This is a genomic window from Nostoc favosum CHAB5714 (assembly GCF_020829495.1).
Taxonomy (GTDB): Bacteria; Cyanobacteriota; Cyanobacteriia; order Cyanobacteriales; family Nostocaceae; genus Nostoc; species Nostoc favosum.
The window spans coordinates 1-19,938 of record NZ_JAIVFQ010000026.1 but is presented as its reverse complement, the minus strand read 5'-3'; the positions used below and the strand labels follow the sequence as shown (position 1 = coordinate 19,938).

Sequence of the window (19,938 nt, the reverse complement as noted above, 5' to 3'; positions counted from 1 at the left end):
ATTATGAGTGTGATTCTGAGCAAAATATAGCAATCCTAAATCATTCGTGAAAATCTCTCTTCATTCTCTCTGCGTTCTCTGCGCCTCTGCGGTTCGTTATAAAAAATTTCGTCACAAATCAGATAGGATTGCTATAAAGATGTTCAACTTCACTAAATATAGTAATGAAAGAATTTTTGCAAGCTACCTACCTTGGTATCTATCTTAATTCATAATTACTAACTCCTAACTCCTAACTCCTAACTCCTAACTAAATATGTCTCGCTCTAAAGCTTTACAATATTACATTGTTTCTCGGTTGCTTCTCGCGCCACTTCAGCTATTAACTATCATCACCATTGTATTTCTTTTACTAAGAGCAACACCAGGAGATCCAGCAGATGCAATTCTCGGTGGACGTGCGCCAGAAGCTGCTAAAGAAGAATTGCGAAAACAACTAGGTTTAAACCTTCCTCTGTGGCTACAGTACCTCAATTATTTGGGAAGCATACTACGTTTTGATTTGGGAACGTCTTTAATGAGTCGAGGACAGAATGTTTGGGACATAATTGGACAATATTTCCCAGCGACGGTGGAGTTAGCAGTATGTAGTATGGCCGTTGCACTCATCGTTGGAATTGCGGTTGGGACTCTTTCCGCTTCTCGTCCTGGGACATATTTTGATGTTGGTGGGCGCTTATTTGGTATCATCACCTACGCACTCCCCATGTTTTGGGCGGGAATGCTTTTGCAGTTGATTTTCTCAGTCCAACTGGGTTGGTTTCCCAATTCCAACCGCTTTCCGCCTAATCTTCCGGCTCCCACTACTGTCACTGGATTGTATACAATTGATAGCTTACTCGGTGGAAATTTCACTCAGTTTTTCACATCTTTGCACCATCTTGCCTTACCGAGTCTCACACTAGGAATTTTGCTCAGTGGGATTTTTGAGCGAATTGTACGAGTGAATTTAAAGCAAACCTTACAAGCAGATTATGTAGAAGCCGCTAGAGCCAGAGGTATTGGTGAAAATAAGATTTTAACCTCCCATGCCTTAAAAAATGCCTTAATTCCGGTAATTACAGTCTTGGGATTAACCTTTGCTTCTCTGTTAGGTGGAGCGATTTTGACAGAGGTAACATTTTCTTGGCCTGGGTTAGCTAATCGACTCTATCAAGCGATCGCTGATCGCGATTATCCCACAGTTCAGGGAGTGCTAGTATTTTTTGGTGCGATCGTTGTGAGTGCCAGCATTTTGATTGATATTTTAAATGCTTATGTAGATCCGCGAATTCGATATTAGCCAAGAATTATTCACTCTAACTTCATTAGACCTCTTGCAAAAGTCCCTAACACCCCACCCCCAACCCCTCCCCGATGCTTTGGGGAGGGGAGCGTTTGCTTTACTCAAATGCGGGGTGGGGTTCTTTATTTTTGATTTATGCAAGAGGTCTATTCTTTCTCTTTTTAAAAGAGCCGCACCCTATTACTTTATAAATAACCTCTAATAATCTCTTGTTTATAACCCCCAACTGAATTTGAGGCTTTTTAATGCTTAAAAATGAATTTTTAATTTTAATTTTATTGGGATGCTGCTAAAAAGGTTCAGCTTCTAAATGCAGCCTCAATCGTTTTCCCACGATTCGTGACTCAATAGGTCGATAATTCTATCTCTGAGCAGAAATTCGTTTTTTTCTAACTCAAGTTCAAAATTCAGCCAGTCACGATGAGGAATATATTTACACAGGGTATAAATTGACTGCTGACGGTTAACAAGTCTCTTTTTAACAAGTTTAAGCGCTTCTTCCTTGATAACCTCAATGTCGTATTTAACGGTAGTCTTCATAGCTCGTTCCTTTGTTTTCAATCAAGGAATTAAAAATCAAAACAATGGTTGCTTTGGCTCTACCTTAAACTTATCAAATAAAATTGGGGATAATTGTAAAGAATCAAGACATTAACCCTTGCAGGAAGTTAGATATAGCGATTCTCAATTGAATGAGGGCGTGTCGCTACTAGTATCTGTGGTTAATGATTTTTTTGTACCTTACCCATGCGGGAACCGCTACATGTCAGTAAGATCCTCTTTGAGTCGCCAAGTATACCCCCTCTAGAGAGATTCTTGCAGAGTAAGAAGGCTGGCATAACAAGCTGTAAACACCAAGAGAGGATATGATGCTCTCTGGGCGACTTGACAAAAGCTAGGCTAGGGTAAAGAACATTCTCCAAAAAACTTATACTATGCTCCTGAATCTTGATAAAGTTCGGCAATATTTTCCCGCCCTAGCTGATGAATGGACATTTTTTGATAATGCTGGCGGGTCACAAACCCTGAAAAAAGTAGTAGATAGAATTAGCGAATTTCTCCTGAGTTCTGATGTCCAGTTGGGAGCTTCTTATGCAGTTTCTCAACTTGCAGGAGAACGATTAGCTTTAGCAACTAGGGGAATGGCTACTTTGATTAACGCCAATTCTTATAAAGAAGTGGTTATGGGCCCATCTACTACAATGATGTTGAAAGTTCTTTCAATTTGTCTTGGTCAAACCTTTACGCCTGGTGATGAAATTATTGTTACTAATTGTGACCATGAGGCCAATATTGGTGCTTGGGTTGCTCTCGAAAAACAAGGAATGAAGGTTAAAGTGTGGCAAATTCGCCCAGATACCTTGGAACTTAATTTAGCAGATTTGGAACCATTGATGAGTCAGCGCACCAAACTAGTAGCCTTGACTCATGCTTCTAATGTTCTGGGAACCATCAATCCTATCAAAGAAATTGCTGCATTTGTACACGATCGCAATGCGATGATTTGTGTGGATGGTGTAGCTTATGCACCCCACAGGTTAGTTGATGTCCAAGATTTGGATGTTGATTTCTATGCTTTGAGTTTTTATAAAGTTTACGGGCCACATCATGCTTTACTTTATGGCAAAGAAGAACATTTATTAAGATTACCTGGTCTTAATCATTATTTTATTGAGCAGACAGACATACCTTATAAATTTCAGTTAGGGAATGTCAATTTTGAATTAAGTTATGGAATGTTGGGTTTATGTGATTATCTAAGTGAGTTAGCACAACTACACTACGGCGATCAAACTGCACCTGATTTGAGAAATCAAATGGTGCAGGCGTTTGATTTAATTAGCATACATGAAGAACATATTAGCGATCGCCTCCTAAATTACCTCAATAGCAAGTCTAATGTACGAGTTATTGGTCAATCAAAAGCTGACCGTCAATTCCGTGTGCCAACTATATCTTTTGTAGTAGATGGAATGAATAGCTCAACCATTCCGGCAAAAATTGACCAACATTATATTGCGATTCGCTATGGAGACTTTTATGCTAAACGGCTGATTGAATACCTGGGTTTAGCATCGCAAGGTGGAATAGTCCGGGTGAGTATGGTACATTACAACACTATTGAGGAAGTTAACAGTTTGATTGAGGCTTTTGAGCAGACATTTTAACTAATTCGTAATTCGTAGCGAGGAACGAGCGTCATTACGAATTACGAATTATTTTGCCCCCATTACCCATTACTAAGCTGCAAAACTTGCACCTCTTCTTGTGGGTAAATTAATGTTTTACCCACCGGCAGAACAGCTAAAGCATTGGTTTGAGCTAAATTAATTAAATTGCCGGAACTTTGACTACCATCAGCTTGATGAAATTCGTAAACTCCATCAATTAAATGCAATTTACCCCAAAGGTAAGTTTCGCGCTTGCCGTTTGATCGCAACTCATGATGCGATCGCACTTTCAAAAACACTGGTTCCCAACCTTCAGTAATTCCCGAAAGTTTCTTGATTGCTGGTAGCACAAACCGCCAAAATGTCACCAACACAGCAGCAGGGTTTCCTGGTAAACCAAAGTAGAGTGGGGAGTGGGGAGTGGGGAGTGGGGAAGTAGGGGGAGATGAGGGAGATGAGGGAGATGAGGGAGTAGGGAATGTGGCGACGGTGAGGGGTTTTCCTGGCCTCATTTCCACAGCCCGAATGTGGATTTTTGCTTTTAGTGACTCTAGAATTTTATCAACATAGTCATAATCTCCTACTGATACACCACCAGAAGAGAGAACTATATCAGCGATCGCAACGGCGTGGGCAATAACTTTCTCCAAAGCAACTGGATCATCTTTGACAATGCCTAAAAGTATTGGTTCTGCGCCACTTTGTTTCACCAAAGCTGCTAGCGCATACTGATTAGAATCCACAATTTGCCCCGGTTGCAACGGTTGTTCAACTGTCATCAACTCATCACCAGTGGAAAAAATGGCCACACGCGGACGGCGATAAACACTTAATTGCGGACATTGTGCTGCTGCCAATACGGCAATTTCTGCGGCATTTAACTTAATTCCTGCTGGTAATAGTTGTGTTCCAGATTGATAAAAAGATGCTTTGTGTCTGACAAATTCTTGCGGTTTTGGCGCATCCAGGATAAATACACGGTTTTCCTCGCGGCGTGTCTTTTCTTGCATGACTACAGTATCCGCACCTGCTGGGATTACCGCACCTGTGAAAATCCGCGCGGCTTGCCCTGGTTGAATTGTAGACTTGGGCTGATACCCAGCCGGAATATCTTCAACAATTTCTAAAACGGCTGGGTTTTCGCTGCTATGCTGTACATCTTCGTAGCGAACTGCGTAGCCATCCATTGCCGAATTATCCCAATGGGGAAAATCTAGCGGACTGGTGACAGGTACTGCCAAAATCCGACTATCTGCTACTAATAAATCGACAACTTCTGTATCACGCTGGTGATCCAACGGTTGTACTAAATTTAAAATAATTGCTTGTGCATCGCTGACTGATACCATAGCGATCGCCTCCGACTTTTTTTTAATACCTTTGACACTGACCAGTTTTAGATTTTAAATTTTAAATTTTGGATTGAATTTCTGCTTGAGGCTAAATCCCAAACTACACACTGCTAGTAAACCTATAATTATGCTTCCTTCGGGGACTTTAGATACTTGAACTGAATTGTTACTTAAATCTAGTATTTGCTAAGTTTCTATAACAATACAATATTTCTCAAAATGAAAGCTCAAGTCATTAGATAGACCTCTTGCAAAAATCCCTAACCCCCAACCCCTCGTCGCTTGCGGGGCTACGGTGTACATACAAGTCTTGTCGCAACCTAATAAATCTCGCACTGCGTTTCTATCCCGCCTCGGAATGAATTCCGAGTCTCATAGCTGAAGTCCACTTAAGTGGACTAAATTGATCGTTCAGTCCACTTAAGTGGACTTCAGCTATTAGCCTTGAACTTTAGTTCTGGGCGGGATGTCGCTGGGTGTGACAGTTTAACTCTGACAAAAATGTGAGTAAAAGAGTTGAAACGTATGTGGACAGAACTTGTGTGTACACCATATTGCGGGGCGGGGTGGGGTTCTTATTTTGGATTTATGCAAGTTCTGCCTCCTGCGTTCTTCAACAGTTATCAGTTATCAATTTTTAACTGATAACTGATAACTGTTCACTGATTTAACCGCGCCCTGTTACTGTGATAACTGTTCACTGTTCACTGATTTAACGCCACCCTAAAAACCGCAATCCAGGGACAATTAGGTAGTAAGTCACTCCTAACCAAAAGCTGATAAAAAAGCCCACAGAACCAAAAAAAATCAGAGGTAACTGTAACTCTGACCAGCCTGGTTGGCTAGAGAATTGGAAAATCGGAGGTGCTAACCTCAAAAGAATCAAAACTGCATAGGCGATCGCACTACCAAAGGCAGAGAACACAGCGTACACTATGTGATGGCTGCGAAGTCCTAAGCTCAAGGTGAGTAGGCAAACTCCCACTAAAATCACTGCCACTAAGCCCTCACCGCTATCTTTTGGTGTGATTAATTGCAAAATCAACCAACCGAAGCCATAGCTAATCATGCCCATCAGCGACGCTACTAAAAAGCGTCGCTGTTGACCAAAACACCCGGATACTGTCAGTCCCCAAGCGGTTCCCCAGCCTGCGGCGACAAATACCAAAATATCTGCCCCGAAGACGGGTTGAGTATTTGGCACTAATTGGTTTTGCTGACTCCAAATAAATTCCATAACCTGACGACCCAAGCTTGTGTGATATGCCAAAATAAAACCTGCGATCGCACCAAAACAAGCGCCAACATAAGCCAGGATCATCGCCCAAATCGTCGCCAAACAAGCTTGCAAAATTTTGATGATTGTCTGAGCGATAAAAATAACGGTTTTGTTGACAGCTTGGCTAAAGTTAGCTAGGGCTTGTTCAATAGCTTGTGTTAGCAGTGTAAATCTCTGGGAAACTTGCCTTGAGGTTTGCTTAACCTTGTCTCGCAGTTGGGCAAATAATCCTGGCGGCGGTAATGGTTGAGAAATCTTCGCTAAACGTTTTTGAATTATAGCTGCATTTGCCGGACGCGATCGCACATCCTCCTGCACCATCTCATCCAGCAAATCTGCTAATTGGGGGTTGACATTTACCGCAGTTCGCCAGCGCAATTTTCCCGTTTGCTGATCTTCCAACTCTAGCGGGTACTTACCTGTTAGTAGTTCAATCACCGTTCGACCAAGGGCATAAAAATCGGCACTTGGCCCGACAATCCCGCCAGTCACTTGTTCTGGTGGACTGTAGCCTGAAGAAAATAATCGGGTGGAACTAGACTGAGAACGCAGCTTAGAGGGGCTAAATTGTTTTGCCCCTCCAAAATCAATTAGGACTAAGCGATCGCCCCCTGTTTGCCCTTGAGACAGGGTTAAAGATGGCGAAGAAGTGCCCAGCATTAAATTAGAAGGTTTGATATCCCGGTGAAGAATCTGACGTTTGTGTAATTCTTGTAAAATCTCTACAGCTTGGGCAAACCAGTTTAAAACCAAATCCTCTGGACATCCTTGGGGAAACTTTTTTAATATCTCCTCTAAAGTCCGCCCATTGATTTTTTCCATTACCAGACAAGGCAATTGGTGCGGTTTGGGGTTAAACAGTTGTACCTGAAAATACCCTTCAGCATCGACTCTGGGGACACCCGGATGCTGCAAACTGGATAAAACCGCCGCTTCTTGGGTAAATAACTCCAGTGCCTTTGGTGAATCTTCTACCAACACCTTCAGCACTTTCTCTGTTTGAGTTTTTTCATCCCAAACCGTGTAAATTTGAGCAAATCCTCCCGACCCCAAAGGCTGAAGTGGAACATAGCGGTCTAACAGTTCTAGCGGTGCGCCACAACTGTTGCAAAATTTGTTTCCCCAAGGCTGAGGATAAGGACGTTGACAATCAGGATTTATGCAGTGAACCGCCCTCTGAGTGATGTGGGACACAACCGCTACAATACAAAGGCTGACTTGATTTTAGCGTTTCTTTAGGTTTCCTGATTTTAAAATAGGCAAAAGGAAAACCCTCATAAAATCTATGAGGGCATTCGTTTATATCTATGTCAGCCCTTAGTTACGGAAACTTCTCTTACTCTGCCTGTGCTTGGCAACTTCTTTGCGCTTGCGTTTTTCTAGGGGCGTTTCAAAATGACGATGCTTTCTCATGTCTGGAAAAATTCCAGCCTTGGAAACTTCTCGCTTAAATCGCCGTAAGGCTGACTCAATGTGTTCATTGTCACCTACGATTACTTGGGTCATTATTTCTCCTACTAAGTTGACTTCATCAATGGCTATGGAAGCAGTAACATTGCAAAAAAAAGACAGACTCCTTGTCTGACCTTAAGACTCTAGGCAAATTTTTTTGTTTCCAAGGTTAGTAGCGAGAGCGTCCACCGCCGCCACCACCGCTGTATCCTCGGTTCCCACCAAAGGAACCTCTGTCACCTCTATCTTCTTTAGGTTTAGCCTTATTCACTTTCAGGTCACGACCCATCCACTCAGCACCATCGAGAGCTTCAATGGCGGCTGCTTCTTCAGCTTCGGTTCCCATTTCCACAAAAGCAAAGCCGCGTGGACGACCTGTTTCACGGTCAGTAGGTACTTGAACCCGCTTTACAGTACCATATTCTGCAAAAATACCACTTAAATCTTCTTGTGTAACGTCATAAGAGAGGTTACCTACATAAATTGACATCGATTCTCTCCAAAATCATCACTGTGTAGAGATTTTAATTTCTCTGAGTAGTCTGTAAATACTAAAAGGAAAAAGCCTTTCAATACTAAAACCAAAGACATCACCGAATTAACTCTCCTAATCTAGGATGACATACGAGCCAACTCTCTGCATCCAGTAGATCGTTAACAGATCATTAACTAGTGATGCGATCGCGTCGGTGCGATCGCCTGCCCCCACCTACCATAAGTACAGCCCACCGCAAAAAAGGGTTGGAAATGGAAGAAGATAAATCCTGTAGGGTGATCAAGGAAATCAGACATGCAGGGGCGTATCTTTAATATCCGAATTGAACGTTTGACTGTATTAACCATAAAGTATTACTCCCAAATTTTAATATGAAAGGCAAAGTCAGGCAACAAATAAAGGTTATGCCGACTTATACTCTTTTGGAGAACCCACTATGAAAGCAACTGCGATCGCGTACCTGCCTACCGTAGGCAATCTCCTTTAAGACAGGACTTACGCAAAAATTGCTAAAAAGCTTAATTTATCGAACCGCAGAGGCGCAGAGGACACGGAGAAACCATTTGAGAGATATATTGCGTAAGTCTTAGTAGAGAAGAGTTTGTAGAGTGTGTGTAAGTCCTATAAGAGAAGGGGAGCGACTGAAAGATTGCTGATTCCTACATTCTGAATTCTTCTTCAATAGATTTTGGCTATGTCAAGTTGCTTATTATCACCTTTCCAAGCTGTTTCCAGTTCGGCTTTGACAAGTTGAGCGGCCTGATCTTTACCCAGTGCCTGCAAACTTGCCTGCAAGCCAAATAGAGAGCGCCCATTATGGGGATACTTTTCTAAATCAGCACGAAAGACTTTCTCGGCCTGTGCATAGTCGCCCTTAGCCAAAAGCACACCGCCCAAAGATTCCCGCGTTGGAAAGTACCAATCTGGTGGTTCCACGTAATCGAGAGTATCTTCTACTGCCACCGCTTTTTCTAATAATTTGATGGCAGATTCATAATCATGCTTTTGTCTGGCAATTTTGGCATCTAGAACTTTTGAGGCAATGTCTAAAATACGACTGGCTGGACTGAAGCCAATGGTTGCTTCGGTGGAAATTACCTCTTTGGCGGCTAATAATGCTCGACTTTCACTTACTGCATCTTCAAGTTTGCCTGTCGCTGCCTTCGCCATGCCGCGAGCAAAATGCCAAAGTGCTGTGGTAGTAGGCAATTTAGCATCGGGGGCAGGAGTTTTTAAGATGGCATCCCAGTCACTAAAGCGTGTCTGAATCAGCATTTTGCTGCCCAAAAATCCCTCAAGCATTGGTGCATACGGGTCAATTGCAGTAGCATTTGCGACTAACGTCTCTGCGGCTTGGAGAGCATCTTTATATTTTCCTGCCATGCTGCTGGCCACCATGAAGAAATGTATGTTGTGGTTGTAATACATCATGGAGTAAGTGCCCTGGACTTGATATTTTTTGATGTAAATATCATCTTGAGCGATCGCCTGCTCGTTTGCCTGCATTGCCCCTTCATAATCTCCCACACGAAAATAAATATGACTTGGCATGTGTACCAAGTGTCCGGCTGCTGGCGCTAGGGTTCCTAGTATTTTGGCACTTATAAGGGCCCGTTCTGGGGAAGGTGAGGCTTCCACTGCATGAATATAGTAATGATTAGCTCCGGTATGATTCGGGTTACGTTTGAGAACTGATTCTAAAATAGCCACAATTTCTTCTGTATCTGGCTGTGGCTTGCCATCTTTAGTCCAGTGCTGCCAAGGATGCAGATCCATCAAACTTTCAGCGTAAAGCGTCGCCGCATCCAAATCATCGGGATAGCGCTTAACTAGGGTTGCCATTGCTTTTGCGTAGTAAAGCGCTAGTTGATACAAGTCTGCATCGACATCTTGAGAGTAACGTTTTGCTAAGGCGGTAATGTAGTCTCGTTCTTGGGCAGATGCTTGGGTGGAAAGTGCCAAAGCTTGCTGTACCGCTTGGTAAGCAGCTAATTCTCGGTTGGGGTCGATTGCTAAGTTAATATTAGGGCCTAGAGCCAGAGCAATACCCCAATATGCGATCGCCAAATGTGGATCGAGTTTGGCAGCGTATTGAAAAGAACGCACCGCCTCATCATGATTGAAAGCGTAAATCAAATTTAATCCCTGATCGAAAAACTCTTGCGCTTGGGGATTAGAAGTGGAAACTGGATGGTGGATTGTCCCAACTCCAGATATTAAAGTATAGGGCTGTTTTGCTTGAGCGTAGACATGAAGCGGCTTGTCGTCAGCGATCGCTGTACTAGGAGCGACTAAAGAGAGTATAAGCACCCAAATTAGAAATAAGTACTTCATTATTTTTTATTCAAGCTCTTTTTTTATTAATCTTCAAAGTCATCTTTTAGACTTCTCTATGCATTCTTGCACTAGCTAAACTACTCTTCAGTTAAAAATTGAAAAATTATGTCTCTTTCCGCCCAAGATTTGTGACAAATTTTTGCTGACCACTACTTTCGCTAACCCGCTTACTGTCTTGCCAAATGCTGCCACAAGTCATACAAAAAATAAAGTATGTCAATCTTAAGAAAATCTAAATATTCAAAAATTATCCCTGTTAGGGGGATTGTTCAGCAAAGAAAAATGTGGTTTTCTAAAAGCGTTATACCATTTCATTTTAATAATGATACAAATACGCTGGTAGGGGCTTGTCTTTGCGATGCCCTTATAAGAAATCTATATGTATCAGGACTTTTGGCAATTGGTATTACTAATGAATTCAACCAAGTAATCAGGGAAGTTAAAATGTTTCTGCAAAAAATAAAAACGCTGCTCATAGCAGCAGCTATTTTGCCATGCTTTATCCAACCAGCATCAGCGCATGTTGTCTGGTTTGATTACAACAATGGCGAATATGATATTTTGTTTGGACATCCAGAAGATGGCCCAGAACCTTATGAAACCTCTAGATTCAAACAAGCAATAGTTTATGATACTAACAAACAAATTATTCCTTTTGATCTCAATCAAAAACAAGATGCTTTATCTCTAACTGCTGGTAAAAATGTAGCAGCTATCCAAGGTTTTTTTGATAATGGCTATTTTGCCAGATTATCGAATAATCAATCTCTCCGCATCACAGAACAGGAAATTTCTAACTATGATAATGTTGGTCATTACCTCAAATACACCAAGGCTTTTTATGATTGGTCTGATGATTTAGCCAAACCATTCAATCTGCCATTAGAAATTCTACCTCTACAAAACCCTTTAGCTGTTACTCCAGGTGAAAGCTTACTAGTTCAGGTATTATCTGAAGGTAAACCAATTACCGATGCTGTTACAGTAGAATATCTAGGTAAAGTAGTAGCAAAAAACTTAGATGGCACTTTTTCTATACCCATTACCCAAGAAGGGCTAGAGCAACCTATTGAAGCTAGCTACTCACTTCCATCTAACGGGAATTTGACTGTTTCTTATGAAACCAGCTTGACAGCACAAAACATCTCTGTTCCAGAACCTTCAACTTTGTTAGGATTAGGTTTTGTTGGATTACTGGTTTTATACAACAAAAAGAAGTTACTGCTGAATAAATAGCACAGTAATTTTCATTAAGTAGGTAGGCGGGCAATACCGTTCAGTTAAAGAATCTCTTGGTTGAGGCAGACTCTTGACAATACTGCTCGGTTAAGCGAAAAACTTACGTTAATGTAGTTGATGTAGGTTAGGTTGAGGAACGAAACCCAACATTTACCGAGATTTGTTGGGTAACGCTTATGCTCTACCCAACCTAGAATTTCCCTTAACCGAGCAGTATTGAGGCGCTTATACCATTTCTTTATGAAGCTGCGCTGAATTTTTTAACCTTGCTTTTTCTCCTCTGTGTCGCGCCAGTTGCTAAAGAGCGGGAACGCTAAGAGCGAACAAGTCTCTTAACCGCAAGGGCGCACTGGCTTCTCTGTGTCTCTGCGGTTCGTTCCTTTCTAAATTTGGCGCATCTTTATACAGAATTGGTATTAGGGCAGTTCGGCAAGAGAAGCTATTCTTGAGAAAAAAAATTACTGAACAATACCGTATTAGGGCAGTACCATACCAATAATTTTTTGTCTGCCTACTTTTTAGTTTTCGCTTGCTACAGGTAGACGGATAGTGAATGTACTACCCTGCCCTGGTTCAGATGTCACATCGATTGTGCCTTCATGTGCTTCGATAATGCAGCGAGATAGATATAGTCCCAAACCACTGCCAGAACGCTGGTGTTTACCTTGGCGAAATCGCTCGAATAATATTGCCTGGTCTTGTTTAGAAATTCCTGGCCCTGTATCTTGGATATCAATAGTCACAGCTAACGGAGTAGGATAGCAGTGAATATCTACAGAACCTTTGTCTGTAAATTTGATGGCATTGCCGATAATATTTGTCAAAACTCGCCGCAGTTCTAAGCGATCGCCCATGATGGTGCTTGCAGTTTCACCTCGATCAATATTTACAGTTAATCCTTTTTCTTCAGCTAAGGGAGTTAATTCTTGAGAAACTTCACTAACTAATTCCTGAATATTGCAGGGAGAAATCTTTAAGGTTTTACAGCCCGCTTCATGACGATACACTTCTAGCAAGGTATTTACCATTTCCAGCAGGTCTTGATTACTGCCAATCATGGTATCAATTATTTCTTGCAATTGTGGCGAAACATCGCAAAACCTGCCTTCCAGCAATAATTTTAATACGCGGTTGGAAGCTACTAGTGGTATGCGTAAATCGTGAGTAAAACGCGAGACAAAATCTGCCCGCAGGTTAGCCATCTGATCTCGTTCGTCGATACTATGTTTGAGGCGTAGGAGCGATCGCACTCGTGCATGTAATTCATCAGGATCGAATGGTTTACGAATAAAGTCATCTGCACCAGCATCGAGTCCTTCCACAACGCTAGACGCATAGTGAGCCGTGAGCAGCAGAATGGGGATAAACGGCAACGCCGGATTCTGCCGGATGCGTCGAGTGAATTCATACCCATCTATCTCCGGCATCATCACATCTAAGAGAATTATGTCTGGTGGCGACTCTTCAACCATCGCCAGAGCAATTTTGCTATCTTCCACTAAGCTAATTTCATAGCGCTCATCTTCTAGGACAGCTTCTAAGACCAGTAAATTGTCAAAAATATCATCGACAACCAGAATTTTATCTTTTTTGACAGTTTTAGTTAAAGACATGGCTAAATAAAAAAAGAAGTGCTTGGCTATCCCTCGCAAATCTAGTAATAGCTTACTTCAGTAGGGCTGAGATTATTAAGGATTCACATTTTCCTTTAAAGTTTTCTGAATTAAATATCTTATTTTTTTAAGTAATTAAACTTAACTAATGTTCAATAGTTGTATTAAATAATATAAAATATTATAAGTATATAATCCGTTTATTATTCAAGCAATATTTGTGTCTGGGTCTTAGGGTGAGGTAATTTAGTCCCTTTTATGTACATCATCATAGTCACCCACTCTTGCTTGCTACCGGATTGTCAATGATAACTTGTTTACCATCAGATATATATAATCAGGTTAATGTATAAAAATATTTTTTGATTGAATTATATTGTTATATCGAAACTCTTGCCTTAGAAAAGCTTACGAGATAAGGTTATTTATGTCTAATGGTAGATGAAGATTAGGGAACAATACCAAACGCATTGCTTTTTGTATAAGATACCGAATAGAAGAACGAGATTATTTTAATCTGTACTTTAGATAAATAACAGTAAAGTTAAGCAACTATGAGTGAAATCAAGATCCTTGTGATTGAAGATCACAACCTTACAAGAATCGGCTTACGGGCTGCCTTACAAACCCAGCCAGAGTTTAACATTGTTGGTGAAGCAGCCAATGCAACTGAGGGCATCAAGCTTCTGAAAAGTCTCAAGCCTGATGTTGCTACTATTGACATCGGTTTGCCTGACATGGATGGTATTGAGCTAACACGCACATTTAGGCAATATCAAGCAGAGAACGAAGACTATACTACAAAGCTGCTAATTTTAACGATGCAGAATAGCGAACAGGCAGTTTTAGCAGCATTTGCAGCAGGTGCAGATTCTTATTGCATGAAAGATATCGAAACTGAGAAACTAGTGGAGGCTGTGCAAACAACCCATGCAGGTAGCTCATGGATCGATCCAGCGATCGCAGACCTTATACTACAACAAATACGTCAAGATTTCCCCGATAGCAGCAGAGGGGCATCTGGAAAAAGAGTCTTGATTGAAGGTATTGACCCAGATGTTGAGAAAAGTATAGTCACCTATCCTTTAACTCATAGGGAGATGGATGTTTTAGAGTTGATTGTCGCCGGGTGTGACAATGCAGAAATTGCTAAAAGGCTCTATTTAACAGTCGGTACTGTAAAAACTCATGTTCGAGGTATTCTCAATAAACTCTGTGTTGCTGACCGGACACAGGCTGCTGTCCGTGCTTTGCGGGCTGGATTAGTACCGTGAGCAAATAAAAATCTTTCTTCCCCAGTCCCCAGTCGCCATTTTCAAGTCAATTGTCTTTGAGTCAAAGCGGTTAACTGGGACAAATATTTATGGTTAACTGGGACAAATACTTATGAAGAAATTGTTACAGAGTTTAGTACAATGACATCATCCCAAATAAGTATTTTTTCTCATATACATGATAGCGGATCAATTTCCTTGGCTTACCGCAATTGTCTTGCTGCCACTCGTTGCTTCCCTGCTTATTCCTGTGCTGCCTGATAAAGATGGTAAGCGCGTGCGGTGGTATGCACTGGGTGTAGGTATCGCAGACTTCGCCTTAATGTGCTACGCCTTTTGGAAGCATTACGATGCCAGCAGTGCTAGTTTTCAAATGGTGGAAAATTATGCCTGGATGCCTCAGTTGGGTCTTAACTGGGCAGTATCGGTCGATGGGCTTTCAGCGCCACTTGTGCTGCTAGCAGGATTTGTCACCACACTCTCGATTTTTTCGGCCTGGCAAGTTGATCACCGACCTCGCCTCTTCTATTTTCTGATGCTGGTGCTGTATTCCGCACAGATAGGGGTGTTCGTTGCCAAAGACTTGCTGCTATTTTTCATCATGTGGGAAGTAGAGTTGATTCCCGTCTACCTACTAGTCTGTATTTGGGGTGGGAAAAGGCGTCGGTATGCGGCTACAAAATTTTTGTTGTATACCGCAGCGGCTTCTATATTTATTTTAGTGGCAGCCCTGGCAATGGGGCTATACGGCGGTGGTGATATGACATTTGATATAACCGCCCTCGCCAGTAAGGAATATCCCCTTGGACTACAACTGCTACTTTATGCAGGGTTGTTAATTGCATTTGGTGTCAAGCTTGCTGTTTTCCCGATGCATACCTGGTTGCCTGATGCCCACGGCGAAGCATCCTCTCCTGTGTCGATGATTTTGGCTGGTGTGTTGCTGAAAATGGGCGGATACGGACTGATTCGCCTGAATCTTGAGTTGCTTCCCGATGCACACATTTACTTTGCGCCTGTTCTAGCCATTCTCGGCGTTGTCAACATTATCTATGGTGCATTAAACTCCTTTGCTCAGACCAATATGAAGCGGCGTTTGGCTTATTCGTCGATTTCCCACATGGGGTTTGTGCTGCTTGGCATTGCGTCCTTCACTGATTTGGGAATCAATGGTGCGATGTTGCAGATGATTTCGCATGGTTTGATTGCATCAGTACTGTTCTTTTTAGCAGGTGTTACTTACGATCGCACCCACACAATGGTAATGAAAGATATGGGCGGTATTGGTCAAGCCATGCCCAAAGTCTTTGCCCTGTTTACAATCGGAGCAATGGCATCCTTAGCACTTCCCGGTATGAGTGGCTTTGCTGGCGAACTCTCAGTATTCGTTGGTATGACAAGCAGTGACGTTTACAGTTCAACTTTCTGCACCGTCACAGTTTTTCTAGCCGCAGTTGGAGTCATCCTCACACCTATCTATCTACTTTCCATGCTGCGAGAGGTATTTTATGGTAAAGGTGCAGCACTCATCTGCGACATTAATAATGCAGGCTTAGAAAATCAACAAGATGAGGGAACAGTTTGTTTTGGTACAGACTGCCTAGTGCCAGAAGAAGCAGTCTACGACGATGCTAGACCGCGTGAGGTGTTTATCGCTGCCTGTTTTCTGTTGATGATTATTGGTATTGGTTTCTATCCCAAAATGGCGATGCAGATGTACGACGTGAAGACTGTCGCAGTCAATGCTAATCTTCGCCAGTCTTATGCCATAATCTCGCAAACAAATTCCCAGATTTATGCCAATAGAATCTTGGTTCCGCAAATTTCCGAGGTTGAGGTAGCGCCCGTTTTGGGAACTTTGAAGTAAGCTTTTTGACCAATAGACTTGTCGAAAAGAGCGATCGCTAACTTCGAGAACTTCTAGGTATCTTTCTGAGGAAGAACAGAGTATTGATAGCTTACCATGATGGATAGGCTATCAATGCCACATTCGAGTTATATTAATGTTAATACGGACTCTACAACCGACCAGAGCGTTCAGTTGCTTTATTAATGAACTAAAAATCAGGCTATGAATACCACAAAAGAAAAAGTCCAATCTCTGCTGAACCAATTGCCAGATGATTGCTCAATCGAAGATATTCAATACCATCTGTATGTAATTGAGAAAGTTAGTCGTGGATTAGAAGTAGCCGACACAGAAGGAGCGATCGCACAAGAGGAAGCTGAAGAACGTTTAAGCAAATGGCTTATCAAGTAGTTTGGTCTCCTAAAGCACTAGAAGATGTAGAAGATATTGCCACATACATATCTCGTGACTCGACTGCTTATGCTGCGGCAGTAGTTCAGAGGATAATCGATGTAACTCGTAACTTGAGTAACTTTCCTTTCTCAGGTCGAATAGTACCAGAGTTTGGCAATGATACTATTAGGGAAAAGTTTGTATATAGCTATCGAATCATCTATCGAATTCAGGGTGACACTTTAACTATTGCAGCAGTGATTCATGGAAAAAAACTATTGGATAAACTGGATGCAGATTGAGGGTAAGTCAAAGTAATTCGTAATTCGTAATTCCAATCAGTGTTATAGGACTGATATTTGATTTTTGAAATACACGTAGGGTGTGTTAGTAAAGCGTAACGCACCGTCCGAAGACTGTTTTGAAAGTTATTAAGTAAACCTATTAAACCCATAAATTTTGAAAATCTGGCGATCGTTTTTTCAAGAATTTTTGGCATCTAAGCAGCTTTAATATTACTTAACCCGCTACCACTTTTATATTGGTTGCGGGTATTTTTCGTGCTAAGTCTGTAGCTAAGTGTCAATTGTTTAAATTAGAGTAAAGCGCAAAGGCTATGCTACAACAGATTATATTTATGTGTAACTAAGCATACTTATGGTTGAATCATATCAGAAAAATACTGAGTTCCTATTGCTTGTTAAAAAACATTTCTCAGTTATCCATGCTGACTCGTATAGAGACCTAGAAACGGGTAAAGTCATAAAAGTTATAGATGGTGATGGTTTACTAGTCCGTAAGGGTGAAGAGAGCCTAAATATTCGTCTTGCTTACATCGATGCACCTGAGCATAATCAAGAATATGGATTAGACTCAAAAAAATGGTTAGAAAATCAGTTTTCAAATACAGCGTCTGTAATAGCCATAAGATTTATTGCTTTTGAGGAAAAACATGGACGCCATATTGCTGATGTTTTTATAAATGGTTACTCCTTAAGCTGGCTTATGGTAATAACAGGCAATGCTTGGGCTTATTATGATTTTTTAACTACAGAAATAGAATTCAGCTACTTAGATGCTCAATACTTTGCTAGAAAAAAATATAGATTAGGACTATGGACTAACAACTTATTTCCTACTCCACCTTGGATTTATAGAGCAGAAGAAAAGGGTGAGAAAATAAGTCTTTTGCTCGAACCTAATCGTACCAAAATAGCTATAGTCGAATCAAAAATAAAAAAATGCGAAGATGATCAAGAGAAGATTATAGACCTAGCAAATCGCAGCGAATTTAATCGTAATTACTGTCCAATGCGATATTATGAGCAGGTTTACTTGGATCAAATGCAATATGCAGCCATAATGTGTAATGGTGTAAATTGGGATTTAAAAAGTGGGTATAACGGTGTAGAAGGAGACGAGGTTAACATCCTGTTCTTCCAAATAGCAGTGAAAGCAGCTAAGGGAGATGAGGAAGCGGTTTATGAATACACGGCTTGGAAAAAAGCTTTGTACAAAGCTGTGGGTAAAGTACATATACCAAGATATTATGAAAAACGCTTAACCCAAGAATGGGTAGATACTCTTGTTCGTAGGGTAGAAAATTGGGTTATTAAAAGTAGCAGTATGGTTGATTAACGAGCTTGATGTTTCCTGACTTATAGACAAATACCATAGCTCATGATCAAATCAACCCTTTACATGGGATGCTGGTTGATGATTAGTGAGTTTTACCAATGTCTGTTGTTTCTAATGTCACTGTTACCGTTCCCGCCACAACTGCGAATTTGGGGCCTGGTTTTGATTGCATCGGTGCAGCATTAAAGCTGTACAACGAGTTCAAGTTCACTCGCCAAGAAGGTGGGTTAACTATTCATGTCACTGGTACCGAAGCTGAAGGAGTCCAAACCGATGAGAGTAATCTCCTCTACCAAGCCTTTATCAAGTTCTATCAACATATAGAGCAGACACCGGCGACTGTGAAAATAGAGATTAAGTTAGGTGTCCCGTTGGCGAGGGGTTTGGGTAGTTCGGCGACAGCAATTGTTGGTGGCTTGGTTGCTGCTAATCAACTTGAGGGTACGCCTATGAGTCAGTCGCAGGTGATGGAGTTAGCGATCGCAATGGAAGGACATCCTGATAATGTAGTTCCAGCTTTGTTGGGAGGATGTCGTCTCGCTGCTACTAGTGGTGCAGCTTGGGAAATTTGTGATGTTCCCTGGCATCAAGATATTGTACCAGTTATAGCTATTCCTAATTTTGAACTTTCCACTTCAGAAGCGCGGGGAGTTCTTCCAACTGAAGTGAGTCGCGCCGATGCGATTTTCAATACAGCACATTTGGGGTTATTGTTGCGCGGCTTGGAAACTGGTAACGGACAATGGTTAAAAACAGCTTTGCAAGATAAGTTGCATCAGCCCTATCGCAAAGCTTTGATTCCTGGTTATGATGCTGTCAACATCGCAGCCGTTAGTGCTGGTGCTTATGGTATGGTAATTAGTGGTGCGGGGCCGACACTGTTAGCTTTGACAGATAAATTACACTCAGAGGCTGTGGAGGCGGCGATGTTAGCTGCTTGGCAAGAAGAAGGAATTACAGCCGAGGTGCGATCGCTTTCTCTCGATACCCAAGGCGCAAAAAGCTTTTAAAAAATCCGATGACTATTTTACTCAGCACTTAAAACTCGATTTATGGAGCAAATTCAGGCTGAAATGGCGGCGCTTAACTCTCAAATTCAGATTCTCCTAGAAGAACGCGCCGCACTCACTATTAATAATGTAATCTCTGGCGAGAATGATTCACCCCAGGCAATGGTTGAAGCCTACCGCCGTCAAGCCAGAGAAAATGCCCAATTATCAGTTGAACTCCAGGGCATAGATGCGGCAGTTGCAGCCCTGGAAGCCCAGATAAAACAAAAACAAACTAAATTAGTGCGTTGGCAAGGTGAATCAAAAGAACTTATCCAACAGCAGCAGCTAGAGGAAGCGAAAGAAGTCGCACAGGTTCATGCTCAACGCATTAATCAACTAGCAGCTGAACTGGCCGCAGAAGTCCGTTTTCTTAAGGCTTGTGATTAAACTCAACGGAATTGTCACCAACTCCGTTGGTCTTCAAAACCGTGCATGAGACTTTCACCTCACACGGCTCCTCAATGATTTGACGCTTGTCATGCGTACCTAACACCATCTCTGGCGGTTT

Annotated in this window: 18 protein-coding genes and 1 pseudogene; 10 read left to right on the top strand and 9 right to left on the bottom strand. The window is 41.8% G+C overall.

Annotated elements, in window-relative coordinates; translation table 11 throughout:
* The first annotated feature begins 256 nt into the window (after positions 1 to 256).
* A complete protein-coding gene (locus LC586_RS18115; protein ID WP_229486134.1) occupies positions 257 to 1,282 on the top strand; it encodes an ABC transporter permease in 1,026 nt (341 codons plus the stop codon).
* A gap of 321 nt (positions 1,283 to 1,603) precedes the next feature.
* On the opposite strand, the gene LC586_RS18110 is transcribed toward LC586_RS18115, so the two are convergent.
* Complete coding sequence (locus LC586_RS18110; protein WP_229486133.1) at positions 1,604 to 1,825, bottom strand: DUF4327 family protein; 222 nt, start codon at positions 1,823 to 1,825, stop codon at positions 1,604 to 1,606.
* Positions 1,826 to 2,220: 395 nt separating this feature from the next.
* Here LC586_RS18110 and LC586_RS18105 point away from each other — a divergent pair, with 395 nt between their 5' ends.
* Positions 2,221 to 3,453, top strand: a complete 1,233-nt coding sequence (locus LC586_RS18105; RefSeq protein WP_229486132.1) for a cysteine desulfurase-like protein — start codon at positions 2,221 to 2,223, stop codon at positions 3,451 to 3,453.
* 62 nt (positions 3,454 to 3,515) lie between these two features.
* On the opposite strand, the gene LC586_RS18100 is transcribed toward LC586_RS18105, so the two are convergent.
* From LC586_RS18100 to LC586_RS18075, 7 genes are all read right to left on the bottom strand, one after another.
* Positions 3,516 to 4,805 (bottom strand): molybdopterin molybdotransferase MoeA, encoded by a 1,290-nt coding sequence (locus tag LC586_RS18100; RefSeq protein WP_229486131.1) that lies wholly within the window; start codon positions 4,803 to 4,805, stop codon positions 3,516 to 3,518.
* 54 nt (positions 4,806 to 4,859) lie between these two features.
* Positions 4,860 to 4,991: a PEP-CTERM sorting domain-containing protein gene (locus tag LC586_RS41930; protein ID WP_369010532.1), complete on the bottom strand. Its 132-nt coding sequence runs from the start codon at positions 4,989 to 4,991 to the stop codon at positions 4,860 to 4,862.
* A 529-nt stretch (positions 4,992 to 5,520) separates the two neighbouring features.
* A complete protein-coding gene (locus LC586_RS18095; protein WP_229486130.1) occupies positions 5,521 to 7,281 on the bottom strand; it encodes a serine/threonine protein kinase in 1,761 nt (586 codons plus the stop codon).
* A 123-nt stretch (positions 7,282 to 7,404) separates the two neighbouring features.
* On the bottom strand, positions 7,405 to 7,593 hold the full coding sequence (rpsU, locus tag LC586_RS18090; protein ID WP_012407716.1) for a 30S ribosomal protein S21: 189 nt from the start codon (positions 7,591 to 7,593) through the stop codon (positions 7,405 to 7,407).
* A 115-nt stretch (positions 7,594 to 7,708) separates the two neighbouring features.
* The gene (gene rbp / locus LC586_RS18085) at positions 7,709 to 8,029 is read right to left on the bottom strand and encodes an RNA-binding regulator (RefSeq protein WP_229486129.1); all 321 of its coding nucleotides are present in this window, start codon (positions 8,027 to 8,029) and stop codon (positions 7,709 to 7,711) included.
* A gap of 179 nt (positions 8,030 to 8,208) precedes the next feature.
* Positions 8,209 to 8,382: a hypothetical protein gene (locus LC586_RS18080; protein WP_229486128.1), complete on the bottom strand. Its 174-nt coding sequence runs from the start codon at positions 8,380 to 8,382 to the stop codon at positions 8,209 to 8,211.
* 331 nt (positions 8,383 to 8,713) lie between these two features.
* On the bottom strand, positions 8,714 to 10,369 hold the full coding sequence (locus tag LC586_RS18075; RefSeq protein ID WP_229486127.1) for a tetratricopeptide repeat protein: 1,656 nt from the start codon (positions 10,367 to 10,369) through the stop codon (positions 8,714 to 8,716).
* A 447-nt stretch (positions 10,370 to 10,816) separates the two neighbouring features.
* On the opposite strand from LC586_RS18075, the gene LC586_RS18070 reads away from it, so the two are divergent.
* A complete protein-coding gene (locus tag LC586_RS18070) occupies positions 10,817 to 11,608 on the top strand; it encodes a DUF4198 domain-containing protein (RefSeq protein ID WP_229486126.1) in 792 nt (263 codons plus the stop codon).
* Positions 11,609 to 12,129: 521 nt separating this feature from the next.
* Here LC586_RS18070 and LC586_RS18065 read toward each other — a convergent pair.
* A complete protein-coding gene (locus LC586_RS18065; protein ID WP_229486125.1) occupies positions 12,130 to 13,224 on the bottom strand; it encodes a sensor histidine kinase in 1,095 nt (364 codons plus the stop codon).
* Positions 13,225 to 13,778: 554 nt separating this feature from the next.
* Between LC586_RS18065 and LC586_RS18060 the strand changes: the two genes are divergently transcribed.
* The 7 genes and pseudogenes from LC586_RS18060 to LC586_RS18030 form a co-directional block, all read left to right on the top strand.
* Positions 13,779 to 14,498, top strand: a complete 720-nt coding sequence (locus tag LC586_RS18060; protein WP_229486124.1) for a response regulator — start codon at positions 13,779 to 13,781, stop codon at positions 14,496 to 14,498.
* Positions 14,499 to 14,676: 178 nt separating this feature from the next.
* Positions 14,677 to 16,365, top strand: a complete 1,689-nt coding sequence (locus LC586_RS18055) for an NAD(P)H-quinone oxidoreductase subunit 4 (RefSeq protein WP_229486123.1) — start codon at positions 14,677 to 14,679, stop codon at positions 16,363 to 16,365.
* 204 nt (positions 16,366 to 16,569) lie between these two features.
* A complete protein-coding gene (locus LC586_RS18050) occupies positions 16,570 to 16,758 on the top strand; it encodes a hypothetical protein (RefSeq protein ID WP_229486122.1) in 189 nt (62 codons plus the stop codon).
* Complete coding sequence (locus LC586_RS18045; RefSeq protein ID WP_229486121.1) at positions 16,743 to 17,042, top strand: type II toxin-antitoxin system RelE/ParE family toxin; 300 nt, start codon at positions 16,743 to 16,745, stop codon at positions 17,040 to 17,042. Before LC586_RS18050 ends, LC586_RS18045 begins: the two co-directional genes overlap by 16 nt.
* A 355-nt stretch (positions 17,043 to 17,397) precedes the next feature.
* The gene (locus LC586_RS18040) at positions 17,398 to 18,378 is read left to right on the top strand and encodes a thermonuclease family protein (RefSeq protein WP_229486120.1); all 981 of its coding nucleotides are present in this window, start codon (positions 17,398 to 17,400) and stop codon (positions 18,376 to 18,378) included.
* A 98-nt stretch (positions 18,379 to 18,476) separates the two neighbouring features.
* Entirely contained in the window at positions 18,477 to 19,388 is a 912-nt protein-coding gene (gene thrB / locus LC586_RS18035; RefSeq protein ID WP_229486119.1) for a homoserine kinase, read from the top strand.
* Between the two features lie 42 nt (positions 19,389 to 19,430).
* Positions 19,431 to 19,811: pseudogene (locus LC586_RS18030) on the top strand (hypothetical protein); the annotation flags it as partial.
* Positions 19,812 to 19,938 lie beyond the last annotated feature (127 nt).

Excerpts from the sequence above, each read along its gene's own strand:
- LC586_RS18115 (WP_229486134.1), top strand. The coding sequence starts at position 257 with ATGTCTCGCTCTAAAGCTTTACAATATTACATTGTTTCTCGGTTGCTT.
- LC586_RS18110 (WP_229486133.1), bottom strand. The coding sequence starts at position 1,825 with ATGAAGACTACCGTTAAATACGACATTGAGGTTATCAAGGAAGAAGCG.
- LC586_RS18105 (WP_229486132.1), top strand. The coding sequence starts at position 2,221 with ATGCTCCTGAATCTTGATAAAGTTCGGCAATATTTTCCCGCCCTAGCT.
- LC586_RS18100 (WP_229486131.1), bottom strand. The coding sequence starts at position 4,805 with ATGGTATCAGTCAGCGATGCACAAGCAATTATTTTAAATTTAGTACAA.
- rpsU (WP_012407716.1), bottom strand. The coding sequence starts at position 7,593 with ATGACCCAAGTAATCGTAGGTGACAATGAACACATTGAGTCAGCCTTA.
- rbp (WP_229486129.1), bottom strand. The coding sequence starts at position 8,029 with ATGTCAATTTATGTAGGTAACCTCTCTTATGACGTTACACAAGAAGAT.
- LC586_RS18080 (WP_229486128.1), bottom strand. The coding sequence starts at position 8,382 with ATGGTTAATACAGTCAAACGTTCAATTCGGATATTAAAGATACGCCCC.
- LC586_RS18075 (WP_229486127.1), bottom strand. The coding sequence starts at position 10,369 with ATGAAGTACTTATTTCTAATTTGGGTGCTTATACTCTCTTTAGTCGCT.
- LC586_RS18070 (WP_229486126.1), top strand. The coding sequence starts at position 10,817 with ATGTTTCTGCAAAAAATAAAAACGCTGCTCATAGCAGCAGCTATTTTG.
- LC586_RS18065 (WP_229486125.1), bottom strand. The coding sequence starts at position 13,224 with ATGTCTTTAACTAAAACTGTCAAAAAAGATAAAATTCTGGTTGTCGAT.
- LC586_RS18060 (WP_229486124.1), top strand. The coding sequence starts at position 13,779 with ATGAGTGAAATCAAGATCCTTGTGATTGAAGATCACAACCTTACAAGA.
- LC586_RS18055 (WP_229486123.1), top strand. The coding sequence starts at position 14,677 with ATGATAGCGGATCAATTTCCTTGGCTTACCGCAATTGTCTTGCTGCCA.
- LC586_RS18050 (WP_229486122.1), top strand. The coding sequence starts at position 16,570 with ATGAATACCACAAAAGAAAAAGTCCAATCTCTGCTGAACCAATTGCCA.
- LC586_RS18045 (WP_229486121.1), top strand. The coding sequence starts at position 16,743 with ATGGCTTATCAAGTAGTTTGGTCTCCTAAAGCACTAGAAGATGTAGAA.
- LC586_RS18040 (WP_229486120.1), top strand. The coding sequence starts at position 17,398 with ATGGTTGAATCATATCAGAAAAATACTGAGTTCCTATTGCTTGTTAAA.
- thrB (WP_229486119.1), top strand. The coding sequence starts at position 18,477 with ATGTCTGTTGTTTCTAATGTCACTGTTACCGTTCCCGCCACAACTGCG.